The 12,555-nt window shown below is 45.9% G+C and carries 12 protein-coding genes; 3 read left to right on the top strand and 9 right to left on the bottom strand.

The window, feature by feature from the left end; all coding sequences use genetic code 11:
• Positions 1 to 36: 36 nt before the first annotated feature.
• From K401_RS0100530 to K401_RS0100540, 3 genes are read left to right on the top strand one after another with little or no spacing between them, the layout of a single operon-like run.
• The gene (locus tag K401_RS0100530; RefSeq protein ID WP_024291129.1) at positions 37 to 903 is read left to right on the top strand and encodes a MurR/RpiR family transcriptional regulator; all 867 of its coding nucleotides are present in this window, start codon (positions 37 to 39) and stop codon (positions 901 to 903) included.
• 28 nt (positions 904 to 931) lie between these two features.
• Entirely contained in the window at positions 932 to 2,353 is a 1,422-nt protein-coding gene (locus tag K401_RS0100535; protein WP_024291130.1) for a hypothetical protein, read from the top strand.
• Positions 2,354 to 2,364: 11 nt separating this feature from the next.
• Positions 2,365 to 3,234: a hypothetical protein gene (locus K401_RS0100540; RefSeq protein ID WP_024291131.1), complete on the top strand. Its 870-nt coding sequence runs from the start codon at positions 2,365 to 2,367 to the stop codon at positions 3,232 to 3,234.
• A gap of 197 nt (positions 3,235 to 3,431) precedes the next feature.
• On the opposite strand, the gene K401_RS0100545 is transcribed toward K401_RS0100540, so the two are convergent.
• From K401_RS0100545 to K401_RS0100585, 9 genes are all read right to left on the bottom strand, one after another.
• Positions 3,432 to 3,845, bottom strand: coding sequence for a hypothetical protein (locus K401_RS0100545; protein ID WP_024291132.1), 414 nt, complete (start codon positions 3,843 to 3,845; stop codon positions 3,432 to 3,434).
• 17 nt (positions 3,846 to 3,862) lie between these two features.
• Complete coding sequence (locus K401_RS0100550) at positions 3,863 to 4,120, bottom strand: HTH domain-containing protein (protein WP_024291133.1); 258 nt, start codon at positions 4,118 to 4,120, stop codon at positions 3,863 to 3,865.
• A 53-nt stretch (positions 4,121 to 4,173) separates the two neighbouring features.
• Positions 4,174 to 4,854, bottom strand: coding sequence for a fructose-6-phosphate aldolase (locus tag K401_RS0100555; protein ID WP_024291134.1), 681 nt, complete (start codon positions 4,852 to 4,854; stop codon positions 4,174 to 4,176).
• Positions 4,855 to 4,874: 20 nt separating this feature from the next.
• Positions 4,875 to 5,834 (bottom strand): glycyl-radical enzyme activating protein, encoded by a 960-nt coding sequence (locus K401_RS0100560; RefSeq protein ID WP_242842286.1) that lies wholly within the window; start codon positions 5,832 to 5,834, stop codon positions 4,875 to 4,877.
• Entirely contained in the window at positions 5,834 to 8,188 is a 2,355-nt protein-coding gene (locus tag K401_RS0100565) for a glycyl radical protein (RefSeq protein WP_024291136.1), read from the bottom strand. Before K401_RS0100565 ends, K401_RS0100560 begins: the two co-directional genes overlap by 1 nt.
• A 255-nt stretch (positions 8,189 to 8,443) precedes the next feature.
• Positions 8,444 to 9,205, bottom strand: coding sequence for a DeoR/GlpR family DNA-binding transcription regulator (locus K401_RS0100570; RefSeq protein ID WP_024291137.1), 762 nt, complete (start codon positions 9,203 to 9,205; stop codon positions 8,444 to 8,446).
• A 166-nt stretch (positions 9,206 to 9,371) separates the two neighbouring features.
• The gene (locus K401_RS0100575) at positions 9,372 to 10,334 is read right to left on the bottom strand and encodes a Gfo/Idh/MocA family protein (protein WP_024291138.1); all 963 of its coding nucleotides are present in this window, start codon (positions 10,332 to 10,334) and stop codon (positions 9,372 to 9,374) included.
• A gap of 199 nt (positions 10,335 to 10,533) precedes the next feature.
• Positions 10,534 to 11,154, bottom strand: coding sequence for an HD domain-containing protein (locus K401_RS0100580; RefSeq protein WP_024291139.1), 621 nt, complete (start codon positions 11,152 to 11,154; stop codon positions 10,534 to 10,536).
• Positions 11,155 to 11,433: 279 nt separating this feature from the next.
• Positions 11,434 to 12,447, bottom strand: a complete 1,014-nt coding sequence (locus K401_RS0100585; RefSeq protein WP_027352235.1) for a Fic family protein — start codon at positions 12,445 to 12,447, stop codon at positions 11,434 to 11,436.
• Positions 12,448 to 12,555: the final 108 nt, after the last annotated feature.

Genomic DNA, 12,555 nt, shown 5'->3' on the forward strand with positions numbered 1-12,555 from the left:
ACCTAAAATACGAACCGGGAGAGGAGGCAGAGCCATATGGCAGACTGTCGTTTCAAGCTGAAAGAATTAATGAATTCCCTGACATCAAAGGAACAGATCCTAGCACAATTCATCATCGATTTTCCTTCCGATGTCATACAAATGTCCATCAACGAACTGGCTCAGTCCTGCGGAACCAGTATTTCAACCGTGGTCCGCTTATGCAAATCCGCCGGATATGACGGCTACAAAACGCTCTGCCGGGAGCTTTCGGTGGACTTGGTTCAATCCCAGTCTCTGTCCTCTGATGATTATGGGGATGTGCAGCCCGGTGATTCTGTAGATTCAATTAAAAATACGGTCTGCGCAAATGATATCAGGGCGATTGAGAATACCCTCTCGGTTTTAAAATCAGATGAACTGGAAAAAGCCGTTGCAGCCATAGCCGGTGCAAAGCGAGTGGATTTTTACGGAGTGGCTGTATCCGGTTACGTGGCTATGGATGCCTGCAATAAATTCGTCCGGATCAACAAGCTGTCCATGTCGACCGCCGACCCACACCAGCAGATCTTAAACGCCTCCCTTTTAAGCCCTTCCGATGTGGCCGTCCTGATTTCCTATTCCGGCAACACGAAAGACATTTTAGAGACCGCGGAGGCCGTAAAACAGTCCGGTGCAGTCCTGATAAGCCTTACGAAGTATTCCAAGAATCCTCTGGCCAAAATGGCGGATATCTGTCTCTATTCCTCATCGGCGGAAGCACTGATCCGCAGCGGCCCCACGGGCTCCCGAATCGGCCAGCTTACGGTCATTGACGTCCTTTATACGGCCGTTGCCAGCCGGGAATACAACCATGTAAAGGCCTCCTTGGACAAGACACGGCTTGCTGCCGCCAAGAAGCATATTCAATTCAATCCCGAATAATGGTGTATATAAACAGAAAGGACTGTTTATGAAAACATTAAAGAAGCCAAGCATTGGCATTTTGCTTATTTCAACGCCCAGGTTCTACCGCCTGGGCGAGGGGACGGAGCACGGTTTTTTCTATGAAAGAAAGGAAGAAGCTGCCTCCAGCCTGCTGTCACATTTTATCTTTGCCGATACGGTATTTCCGGGAATCGTCTATACCAGAGGCGATTTGGACCATGCCATGAAGGCCTTTTCTTCCCAAAAACCGGACCTGATTTTTGCCATGTTCCTGTCTTGGTCCGATGATTACGCCTGGATTCGTTTTCTGCGTGACATGCCTCCTGTCCCCATCCTTTTTGCTGCAATTACAGAGGAACGGCCCGGTTTCTCCGATTCTTTTACAGAGGATACCTTTGTGGATTTCCTGGCCGCAGGCGGTCTTGTGGGAAGCCTTGAGGCTTCCGGCTCAATTGCCCGTTTTCACCGGCCTATGTTTCATACGGTCACAGGCTCTTTAGACCGTGTGATGAGAGAAACGGAAGCCTTTTCCCGTTGTGCAGCCTTAAGAAATGAACTAAAGAATACTGCCTTTGGACTGCTGCCATCCTTTAACGAGGTCATGTGGTCCACATACGTTGACCCTTACAGCTTTTTTATGAATGCCGGTCCTGAGCTTCGCTTTCTGTCCGTTTCCGGCCTGGAAGAAGAAATTGCAAATACGCCCCCGGAAAAAACCTGGGCGGCCGTCAATGATATACTGGCGGCGTACCCTCATGAAGGAGAGCTTCAGATGGATCAGATGTTCGCTTCTGTGGAGGCCTCTCTTGCCATGGAATCCTTAGCCAGAAACGCAGGCGTGGAATTGCTGGTTTTAAATGATGTGGATACCATGCTGTTAAAACGGATCGGCCTCCGTCCCGGCTTCTCTCCCTGTCCCGGCACCGACGATCTCATGGTCGTGCCGGAAGGGGACTTAGGAGGCGGCTTAGGATGTTACATCTTAGAAAAGCTGTCCGGCTGCCATGTAAATTTTATTGAACCGTTTTATATCAATTCTCAGGACGGGACCTTTGCCGCAGGACACGCAGGCCCACAGGACTATACCTGTCCCACAGGCAGGACGAAGATATCCCTGGACACCCGCTTTGCAAAATCCGGCTATAAACACGCCGGAGCCCCATTTGCCTGGCATCTGATCGGCCCCGGCGAAAAAACCATGGTCCACATTTCCCAGAAAGACGGTTCCTTTAAAATGGCCGCCACAGTTTTAGATGCAGTGGAATGCGATTACTTCCTGGCCGGCTACTCCCACGGCCTTCTAAAGCCCAGACTGCCTGCAGAAGAACTGTTTCAAAAGCTTCTGCAATTCGGCGTCACCCAGCATTACGCCCTGGCTGACGGAAACTGGCTGACGGAGCTGGGCATGACAGCCGGGTTACTTGGCTTTGACTATCTGGAATTATAAAGGGGGCTCATATGACACTTTCCACCGACAGACTGAAAGTCACTCTGGCAGAACCGGGAACCTTTCCCAACACCACCTGCCGCTTTGACCGATCAGGCTTCATAACCTCTGTACTTCTGGATGGGGAACTGGAATTCTGCACTTCTGAACCAGAGAACCTGTCTCATCCCAGCTCCGGCGGGCTGGGGCTGTGCAGTGAATTCATTGCGCCTCTGATGTGCTCAGAAGCAGCTCCTGATACATTTTTTCCGAAGCCCGGTATCGGCCTTATGAAAAAGAAAGGCCAGGCACCCTATTGCTTCTATGAGACGTATGAGGTGCAGCCCTTTCCCCTGACCTGGAATTTAACCGGCAATTCCGCCGTATTCAGCATGGAGGCTTCTATGGGCCCGGGGTATGGCTGGTTCCAGAAACGGCAGATTGCCGTAGAAGGAAACCGTCTGATCTGCCGCACCGTATTACGCAACACAGGAAGCCGGGAAATCCAGGCAAAGGAATATTGCCACAACTTTTTAACGATCGAGCATCTGCCTCTGGGGGACGGCTATCACATCAGCCTTCCCGGAATCCGGCCTCAAGCCGGAATCCTCCCCGGAACCCTCAAATACCAGGAGCAGGGATTTACCTTTACCGGGTATAATCCCAGCTCCGCCTTATACTCCATACCGGAACAGGATATCATGCCCTGTGATACCTTTTCCTGGGAAATGATTCATTCCTCATCAAAAGCCGGTATCAAGGTCACAGAAGGCTTTCGCCCCTGTCAGGTGGACATCTGGGCGGTGGATCACTTAATATCGGTGGAAGTCTTTTACCCCATCTGCCTTTTGCCCGGCAAAAAGCTTTCCTGGGAGCGTTCCTGGGAATTCTATAACCGCTGAACACTTTCTATTGGGAAGTGAATGCTGCCTCTGTCCTGCCGGAAAATAGCGGAAGGTTACTGCTCAGGAGCCAATGTCATTTAGTTAACTTGTAATACTATGTGGTTAGTTTTCCCATAATGGGGGGCTAACCACAGTTTTATGCTAAAAACCAAATATAAGTGTTGATAAAACGGCCAAAATCTGTGACTCTGGAATTACGCTCCGGAAAGCAGCAGATAAACATAGTTTCGTTCCTCTGCAGGATATTGTACCCTGCAGACAAACTCCAGGGTGTCTGCCAGGCTTTCCGAGAGAGCATCCCCTTTTCCCTCAGGGGAAAGAAAGGCCAGTTCTTCCTCCCTGATCACATGGCCGCTTCCCATGCGTTTTATCTGAACGCAAAGATATTCCGCCATCATGATAAAGCTATGATCCACAAAAACCATATGCGACTTTGTTTCAAACAGCTGGAGTGCCTGGCAAACTCCCTGCACAAGACTTTTTTCATAAACCTGGTTTAAGTGCCCTGCCTTATGGCTTCCAATCCTGTAATCATAGGAAGGACCATTCTCCTCAAGTTCTTTCTCCTGTTCTCTGCACAGTGCCGCCAAGGCAGAGCGAAACCCCATCTCCGTACCTTCAGCCTTCACTCCTGTGCGGGATTTTCTAAAAAGGGTGATTTCATATTTTTTAAACCACCGCTCTGCTCCAGATAAACGCCTACTCCCCGCTTTCCAACATAGGTGATCCCATGATTTTCGCAAAAGCTTCCCACCTCTTTTAAATAGGTGTTCACCGTGCGTTCAGACATATCCAGCATTACGGACAGCATCTTCACAGTTATAGGAGTATCTTTATTAAGTACAAGTACTTTTATAATCCGCAGAGCTTTATCAGTCAGCATGGGAATTCCCTCTCCTTTCCAACCGGAAAAAACGTGCTTTAAGAGTTTTTTAATTACCGGCAGTCCTTCATGGTCCTGCCTGTGCCGCACAGTTCTTCAAAATCTTTAACAAAAGCGCTTACCGCCATGGTCACAGAATCATTTTTGATCAGTCCCTCAATGACATCAGGGGAAATCGTGGACGCGCCGATCCCATACTGGCAAAGTTCCAGCACCTGCTGGGAATTTTTAAAGCTAGCCGCCAATACTTCTGTTTTTAATCCATTTTTCTTGAAAATATCATGGATATCCTTTGCAGTCTTAACGCCGTTTGCTCCCAGGTTATCGATCCGGTTTACATAAGGTGCCGCATAGTCGGCTCCTGCTTTTCCTGCTAAATATGCCTGCATCTGGGTATAGATCGCGGTGGCCGTCACATTAGTCCCATCTTTTTTCAAGGCTTTCATGGCTTTCAGCCCCTCTTTCGTGGTGGGGACCTTTACATAAGTGTTTATTCCAAGTTCCTTCCGTATCCTGTGGGCCTCTTCCAACATTCCCTCCGCATCTGCCGCAACCACCTGTACGTGAAGCTCTGCTTCCGGCCCGATGAAATCACGAATCTCCTTCAGGACTTCAAATGGCTGCTTTCCGCTTTTTGCCAGGATCGTAGGGTTAGTAGTAACGCCGTCTACTGCAAATGTGGCGTACAACTCCCTGATTTTCTCAATATCTGCATCGTCAATAATAAATTTCATACCTTTGCAACCTCTCCTTCTTATGATTCTATGATTATGTTTTTTACCCCGTTTGATCTGGCGATCTCTGCAAAACGCTCCATGTCCTGCCGGGAATAACGCTTTGGATTCTCTTTAAAACAATATGTCTTATCTATAAGACGGTACTTGGCTTCTGCCAGAGGATTATAATTTAATATTTCATAAGATACCTCACTGTAAGCCTCGGAAATAAACCGGCTGATTTCTGCAATATTGTCTTCCCCTGTGGTTACACCTGGAATCATGGGAGTACGGATTATGACCTGATCCCTTTTCTCCGAATCCAGCAAAAGGCCTATGTGCTTTTTAATCCGTGCATTCCCTTGGCCGATATATTTTTTATGCACTTCCGGAGCAAAAATCTTAAAATCCCCATAAATCAAATCCAGCCAGGGAAGTACAGATTCCAGAGTTTCCTCTGGCACATGGAGAGCCGTCTCCACCGCCGTATGGATGTTCCTTTTCTTCATCGCTTTTAAAAAAGAGAGAACAAATTCCGGCTGAAGCAGAGGTTCACCTCCTGAAAGGGTAACGCCGCCGCCGTATTTATAAAAAGAAGCATCCTTAAGCACCTCTTCCGCCACTTCATCAACGGTCATGCGTTTGCTGTCCCACAAGATCGCTCCGGAGGGGCATTCCTCAATAATCTGATCCCAGTTCTCCTGTTTTGATATATCCAGCCTGATTCCCTTTTCTGTCATCACAACACCGCCATTTTCCGAAAGGCTGCAGCAGATCCGGCAGCCAATGCATTTATTGGGGAAATGCAGGGGTCTTACCCTGGTGCTGATCCCCTCGGGATTATGACACCATACGCAGGATAAGGGACAGCCTTTTAAGAACACGGTCGTCCTGATTCCACCACCGTCATGGGTGGAGAAGCGGCGGATATCAAAAACAGTACCTTTTACCGCCCTCTCTTCCATATTGATTGCCTCCATATTTTTTGTATTTCCCATCAGATATCCCCATAGGTGGTTCTTGCAATGATCTCATTCTGGAGTTCATCGGCAAGCTCTGTAAAATAAGCGGTATAGCCGGCTACCCGGACCGTAAGGCTGCGATATTGTTCCGGTTTTTCCTTGGCTGCAATCAACTCTTCCTTCCTGACCACATTGAACTGAATGTGGGGAATCTCCAGATCCACAAAGGTCCTCAAAAACAAGGTAAACTTATCGATCCCTTTCTGTGTGCGGAAAAATTCCGGCAAAAACTTCATGTTAAGCAAACCACCGTTTGTAGTCAAGTTTTTATCCAGCTTTGATACGGATTTCAAAACTGCCGTAGGCCCTGCAATATCACGTCCATATACAGGGGACATTCCACCGTCTGCCAGAGGCTGCCCTGCATGCCTTCCATCAGGGGAAGCCCCTACATTCTCTCCCATAGGGACATGGGCAGAGACTGTATACATGCCGGTGTGATACTTACCGCCTCTGTAATTGGTATACCCAGATAAACGCTTTTTGAAATATTCCGCCCATTTGACCCCCAGCCGGTCTACCCAGTCCACATCATTGCCATACTTGGGAACCTTGTTTAAAAGCATGGTGCGCAGCACTTCTTTTCCTTTAAAATCATTTTTAAGAGCTTCCAGAAGTTCACCGGCCTCCACCTTATGTTTATCAAATAAAAGGAGTTTTAGAGCTGCCAGACTATCTGCTAAATTAGCCACCTGGATCATCTGAATCCCGGAAAAATTATAGCGGGCTCCTCCTGCGGTCACATCCATTCCCTTTTTCATGCATTCATCAATAACGGAGGACAAAAATGGGGAGGGAAGTAAGTCTATGTGAGCTTTTTCCACCTCCTCACAGGCCTTTACCATCAAATCCATGTATTCATCCAAGTATCTTTGAAATACAGCTTCCAGCTCTTCAAAGGTTCCATAGGTGGTTAAGTCTCCGTAGTCGGGCGCCAGCTGTTCCCCTGTTAAAAGGCATTTTCCTCCTGTCATCGTCAGCTCCAGGACCTTATTTAAGTTAAACATGGCGGCATCGCTCCAGCCTAAGCTGTTTCCCTGAGTGGTAAGTTCCACACAGCCTACGATGGCATAATCCCTGGCATCCTTTTTATCGACTCCCAGATCTTCCAGAGAGGGAATCACCGCCTTATCATTGAAAAACTGAGGCATACCGCTTCCCATGGAAACCACCTTCACTGCCTGCTTTAAAAGGTCATCCCCCGTATGCTCATGAAGCCTTACGGATAGATTGGGTTGAGGAAGCCCCAAGTGCTCCTGGGCTTTTAACAGAAGAAATGAGAGATCATTGACAAAATCATTTCCTTCTGCGTCCTGTCCTCCTATGGCAATATTAAATCCAATGGGAAAGCCTGCGAAGAACTTGGCACTATTGGCGTTGCGCATATATACGATCTCATTGAATTTCAGCCACAGGCACTCAATAATCTCCAATGCTTTCTGCTCATTTAAGCGCCCTTCCTTTCTGTCCCGGTCAAAATATTCCCAAAGGAATTCATCCATCCTTCCCGGCGAAAAAGAGGAAGCATTGGATTCCATGTGGAGAATCACAAAAAGGAACCACAAAGACTGTACCGCCTCATGGAAGGTTTCCGCCGGCTGTTCAGACAGCTTTTTGCAGATGCGGGCAACTTCCTCCATATTACTGCGCCTGTCTGCCTCCTCTTCCTGCTGTGCCATATCCAGCAGAAGCTTATGATAGCGCTCCATGAAATGGAGGGCTCCGCCCATCACAATGGACACACTTTCAAAAAATTCTCTCTGCCGCCCGCCTGCGATCCTTAAGCGGTCATCTGCCTCCCTCTTAATTCCTGCCGGACCTTTGTGAAGCCATTCCCTGCAGTTTGGGCATATATGTCCCTGGGCATGGTCTTTCTGGTTGATTTTCACCACCTTTGCAATGTGGTCGATTTCTTTCCCGTAGCGTTCCCGCAGCACATCCTCCAGAGATTTTCCCTTCCAGTAGGGCTTGATCACCTCGCGGAAATATGTAATATCTTCCTGTCTGACCTCAAATTGATCCTGTGACCTTGTAGGAAGTGTTTCAAACTCCCGGTCTACCCAGGTACTTCCGCTTTCCGGAAAGACAACTCCATACCGTACCCCGGCTGTCCGGTTGCCTACAATCAGTTCTTCCGGTTCAGCGTGGATTTCCATCTGTTTTAATGCCGCCTTTAAAGACAATGCCCGCTGGATTATTCTTGGTTTCTCTTCATTCATCCTGTAGGTATTCGTGATGATTTTTGCCTGTTCAATAGAAGCATATCTCGGCTCTGACAGCATCTTTTTCTTCAGGATGGTGATGCGGTCTGTCATTATCAGATTCTCCATATTTTTTCCTCCTATTTATTATTTTTTATCGTTTTTTATTATTTTTTCTAATTTCAGTATATTCTTTCTTTTTATTTTTGTCAACGTAGTTATTATTGTTATTTATTACTTTTTATTTATAAAAGATATTTACCCCTGAGCAGTATTTTAGTCCTTATGAAATATAATGAGAGAGTCCTGCTGGCTCTGGATAAAAAAAACATGCTCTTCCCCCGCCGGAACGGAAAAGCATGTTTTTGACCTGAACTTTCATATTTATAAACACTCAATATTAAATTCCTTCAATTTTTCTTCTATTTCGGACGGTGGCATATTTTCCATTACCGCACCGGTAAAACTATCAATTCTTGCATATTTATAGGTGCCGTCGGTATTAAACTTCCTGGTCTCCAGCATTATAAAGGCGCTTTTACTCACTTCCAGCACCGCACTTTTTGTAAGCCCATCTTCCACCATATAGGTCGAAACGTTATTTTCAAACACATCGACTCCAACCGCTCCCATGAAAGCAATGTCAAACCGGAAATCTGAAATCTGTTCATTGGTGAAGCTTCCCACAAACCCATCCTTTCCACTGCTGAACGACCCTCCAATAAAAATCAGCCTGGCTGTGGTGGGAACCATAAACTCCAGCATAATATCCACCATATTCGTGACAACGGTGATATTTAAAGGGGATTTTATAATGAGCTTTGCCAGTTCCAGATTCGCAGTGGAAATATCCAGAAATACCATATCCCCGTCCTTGATCAGTTCTATGGCTTTTGAGGCAATCTTTTGCTTAATCTCAATATTCTTGTCCTTTCTCTGGGATACATTCAAGTCATGAACATTCACCCTTTTTTTCATGGCTCCGCCATATGTCTTTTTCAAAAGTCCCTTTTTTTCAAGAAACGTCAGATCTTTCCGTATACTGTCCTCTGTCACCTGGTACTTTTCACTGAGCTCTTTTACACGCACAGAACCATTTTTATTGACAAGGGCTACAATTTGATTCTGCCTTTCTTCTGCAAACATATAACCGCCTCCAATTATTACTTTTTCCTATTGTATCATATTTTTTATTGATGTGCATCAGGAATTTTTGAACACAACCAATGATTTGCAGGAAAGTTTGCATACTTTACTTATGGAATCAGCTACAATAAATTCCGGTCCTCATTCGTTCCCCATTATCCCACTTTCACCATTCTCCTCTCCCCTGCTGCCGTTCTAAGGCTGCTGCCACCTGATCCACAATCTCACAGCAGCGCAGAGTTCTTTCACCAGTCATAACCGGGCTCTCCGTCAGCCCCTGTCTGATGCACTCATCCCCATGTGCAACCTCATATATCATCTCAAAATCCACCGGTTTTTCAATCTGCTCAATCCCCTGGCCGGTATGTATTTCACAGCGGTCTGCCTTCCAGTATTCATTGGTTTTTATAAACCCTTTTTCAAAATAAAATACTGCAAAGCTTTCCGCTGATCCACGCATGGAAATGCGGCTGCTGATCAGCACATCATCCATTTTTATATTAAGACTGACAGAATCCTGTACTCCGGTTTTACCTCTGGTTCCCAGGGCCTGCACGATTACATCGGCAGGCTCCAGTAAAAAATCCAGATATTCAAAGGTATAGGAAGCGCTTCCGTAAACAACTCCCCCCTGATCCTTTTCATGCATCCATGTAGCCTTAGGGCTTTGAAAGGATGCACTCATATCCACCTGATGGAGTTTTCCCAGCAAACCTGAATCAATATATGATTTAATCAGACCGGTGACCGGAAGAAAAAGGCTCTTCTGCATTTCCATAACAAACAGCCCCTTTTTCTTTGCCAGCTGAAAGATTTCTTCCGACTGATGCTTTGACAGCGTAAACGGTTTCTCGCAGAGCACGTGCTTGCCATGATTCAAAGCCTGCTTCATCTCATGAAAATGCTCCCGGTTTATGGTGGCAATATACACAGCTGTGATCTGCGGGTCCTGATAAAGTTCCTCATAAGAGCCATAGGCCTTTTCAATATTGTTTTCCTCGCAGAATGCCCTTGCAGTATCCAGTGATCTTGACGCAGCTGCGGTCACCGACCCTCCGTTGGCCCTCACCGCACCGATAAAGCGTTTTCCGATGGCAGCTGTTGATATAATTCCATAATTTATTTTCATTGTAAACCTCTGTAATTTTATTGATTTTTGCAGCTTTCCTTTTATTATAATACAACAATGACCGTTTGGCTATTTCCCAATGTTATATGCTAAGAAGATATTTAACTACAGCGGCATAACAATTCAACCGGCTATGTTTCTTTTTAGCCGAAATAAATGATTCATTTTATCATAGGAGACTCAATGGAGGTAATTTAATCTACATATTCCGCATTTTCTTCTGAAATTCCCTGACCGCCTTTGTTTCATCTTCCAGAATGCTTCCGCCCCTTCCGATCCGGTCGCAAAGTCCCAAAAGTGCAACTTCACTGATATCTGTTTCCCGTTTCATACCGGCAATATCGCCAAAAGGAAGTCCTCCTGTCACATACAGGATGTGCATATGATACCGGACCAGTTTTGCAACCGCTCTGATCCATGATTCATCACCGGAAAAACAGGATAAAAAATCAACTGCCAGCTGCTCTCCCTCCGAATCATGATCATATGAGGTTATCTTTCCTTTCCGGTTTTTCGTCACGCCCGGCTTGCCGATATCATGAAGCAAAGCAGCCCACATCAGAGTTTTGGCATCCTTACTCTCCATTTTCCGTTTTGCTGCCTCATCCACTACCATCATGGTATGGTTCCATACACTTCCTTCCGGATGGTACCGCTTTGACTGAGGAGTTTCCTTCATCTTTAAAAGCATGGAAAACGGGTAATCCAAAAACCACGGTTCCCTGCTGATTTCTTCCAGATATTCCGATGGACGTTCGTCATGAAGCAAGTGATGGTCTATTTGCCGGAACAGCTCTTCCATATTATTTTTATCTGCCATAACAGCTTCCTTTCTGTTTAATAATTATCAATGTATTGTCCAATTCACACCAATATCTATTATTTCAAATATTTATTGAAATAAACAAAATTCTTATTTTCAATACCCGCAGATAATATTATTATTAAAAAACATCTGTACATGCAGAAGTAACAATATAGAATGGTTATGGATAGAAGTAAAATAGTAAAATAACAATCGCCGTCAGCTTTGCGAAAACACAGTGCTGGCGGCGATTTGCAGGGGATTTGAATCGGCAGAACGCATATCTGTTTGTGGTTACGTATCTTTACGAAGTATCGCCAGGTATTCCTCATAGGAGAAACTGCGTTCGCGCTTGCTATTATCTACCTGAACAAGGACGCCAAGTTTCATGAGCTTTTTTACAGCGGTGGAGGTGGTATTATAAGAATTCCCCAGCGCAGCGGCAGTTTTCTTAATGTCGATAATCGGCGTTTGCTCTAAGTGGGCAAACAGCTTTTTCAGAATACCTGTCCGGGTATCCGTAGCCGTTACAATAGAAATATTTTTGTCGTGGAGTGCAGCCAATGCATCTATGGTTTCGATGGAATCCTCGGCAGACTCATAAATACCTTGAAGAAAAAACTTGACCCATTGTTCAAAGGTCCCTTTTTCCCGCACCTCGGTCAGCCGATCGTAATATTTAATACGGTTCCGTTTTAAGAAATAAGAAATATAAAGTGTCGGGTAAGTAAGCAGTCTGTTTTCTTTGAGAAACAGGTTAACCATCAGCCGTCCAATACGTCCGTTGCCATCTAAAAACGGATGGATGGTTTCAAATTGATAGTGAATCAACGCAATTTTAATCAGTGGGTCGGTTTGGTCTGTTTCGTTCATGTACTTCTCTAAATCAGACATTGCGTTTTGCATATCATCCGGAGATGGTGGTATATACCTTGCCGTCTTCAGCGTACTTCCTTGAACTCCAATCCAATTTTGACTGCGGCGAAACTCACCGGGGTTCCTTTCACTGTCACGCACATCACTTAGCAGCACCTCATGGGTTTCCAGCAGGAGACGGCAGCACAGGGGCAGCGTTTTCAGGCGCTCGGTTGCAAAGTCTGTTGCTTTAATGTAGTTAATGACCTCAGAAACATTATGATTAGTATTCTGTTCAATATGTGGGTCTAAGATATCATCAAGGGTGGCCTGTGTGCCTTCAATTTGTGAGGAGAGAGTCGGCTCAAATGGGAAGAGCGTGAGCGCATCGCCAGAGAGCGGGCTGAAGAAGAAGCCCGAATTGAGTCCGAGAGAATTCAGGCTGAAAAAGATGCTCTTATGGCTTTGAGTGAAAAGGAGTTAATGGTTGAAGTGATTATGACTCTGCGGGGCTATAACACGCGGTTGACTATTATTGAGGCAAGCCAAGATGATTTAGAG

The organism is Lacrimispora indolis DSM 755, from assembly GCF_000526995.1.
Lineage (GTDB): Bacteria > Bacillota > Clostridia > Lachnospirales > Lachnospiraceae > Lacrimispora > Lacrimispora indolis.

Bases quoted from the DNA above. Each gene is read 5' to 3' on its own strand.
- K401_RS0100540 (WP_024291131.1), top strand. From the start codon at position 2,365: ATGACACTTTCCACCGACAGACTGAAAGTCACTCTGGCAGAACCGGGA.
- K401_RS0100575 (WP_024291138.1), bottom strand. From the start codon at position 10,334: ATGAAAATAAATTATGGAATTATATCAACAGCTGCCATCGGAAAACGC.
- K401_RS0100535 (WP_024291130.1), top strand. From the start codon at position 932: ATGAAAACATTAAAGAAGCCAAGCATTGGCATTTTGCTTATTTCAACG.
- K401_RS0100550 (WP_024291133.1), bottom strand. From the start codon at position 4,120: ATGCTGACTGATAAAGCTCTGCGGATTATAAAAGTACTTGTACTTAAT.
- K401_RS0100530 (WP_024291129.1), top strand. From the start codon at position 37: ATGGCAGACTGTCGTTTCAAGCTGAAAGAATTAATGAATTCCCTGACA.
- K401_RS0100570 (WP_024291137.1), bottom strand. From the start codon at position 9,205: ATGTTTGCAGAAGAAAGGCAGAATCAAATTGTAGCCCTTGTCAATAAA.
- K401_RS0100555 (WP_024291134.1), bottom strand. From the start codon at position 4,854: ATGAAATTTATTATTGACGATGCAGATATTGAGAAAATCAGGGAGTTG.
- K401_RS0100580 (WP_024291139.1), bottom strand. From the start codon at position 11,154: ATGGCAGATAAAAATAATATGGAAGAGCTGTTCCGGCAAATAGACCAT.
- K401_RS0100560 (WP_242842286.1), bottom strand. From the start codon at position 5,834: ATGGGAAATACAAAAAATATGGAGGCAATCAATATGGAAGAGAGGGCG.
- K401_RS0100545 (WP_024291132.1), bottom strand. From the start codon at position 3,845: ATGGGGTTTCGCTCTGCCTTGGCGGCACTGTGCAGAGAACAGGAGAAA.
- K401_RS0100565 (WP_024291136.1), bottom strand. From the start codon at position 8,188: ATGGAGAATCTGATAATGACAGACCGCATCACCATCCTGAAGAAAAAG.